A 794-nucleotide genomic window follows, 5' to 3' on the forward strand; every position below is an offset into this window, starting at 1 on the left:
GGAATAGGAATTCCGGGAGAATTGTGTATAGCCGGTGCGGGCTTAGCAAGAGGTTATCTGAACAGACCGGAGCTGACAGCGGAGAAATTTATTGATAATCCGTTTGGAGAAGGTAAGCTGTATCGTTCGGGAGATTTGGCTAGATGGCTGCCTGACGGCAACATCGAATACCAGGGCCGGATCGACGAGCAGGTTAAGATCAGAGGCTTCCGGATTGAACTGGGTGAAATTGAAAGTGCCATGCGACATATAGAAGGAATTGTGGACGTAGCTGTCATCGCTGCCAAAGACCAATCGGGAGATTCGGTACTCTGCACTTATCTGGTATCCGACACAGAAATGAGCGAGTCCCTACTTAAGAAGAACCTGGGAGCGTCGTTGCCGGAATATATGATTCCTGCATACTTCATGCGGATGGACAGCATTCCGGTCACAAGAAGTGGAAAGGTCGATAAGCGGGCACTTCCGCGAATCGAAGTAACGAGTACACGGGAATATGTTGCGCCGAGAACCGAAATCGAAGAAACACTGTGTCAGGTCTTTAGTCAGGTGCTGGGTGTGGAACGGGTTGGGGCGGAGGATAGCTTCTTTGAACTTGGCGGAGACTCCATCAAAGCGATCCGCATCGTATCGAAGATGAGAAGCGCAGGGTACAGCGTCTCCATTAAGGAGATCATGGGCAAATATACGGTGGAAGCGATCGCTCACGCGGTTGAGGCAGTCAGCGAAAACCGCTATGAGCAAAATGAAGTGACAGGTCCCGTGATTCCGACACCGATCCTAGAGGCGTTTGC

1 protein-coding gene is annotated in these 794 nt (G+C 50.9%); it reads left to right on the top strand.

Going from position 1 to position 794, the window contains the following annotated elements; genetic code table 11:
* Positions 1 to 21: 21 nt before the first annotated feature.
* A partial coding sequence (locus BN3772_RS30390) for a phosphopantetheine-binding protein (RefSeq protein WP_209443727.1) occupies positions 22 to 794 on the top strand: 773 nt, incomplete at its 3' end.

This window comes from Paenibacillus camerounensis (assembly GCF_000723885.1).
In the GTDB taxonomy this organism is placed as follows: domain Bacteria; phylum Bacillota; class Bacilli; order Paenibacillales; family Paenibacillaceae; genus Paenibacillus_AQ; species Paenibacillus_AQ camerounensis.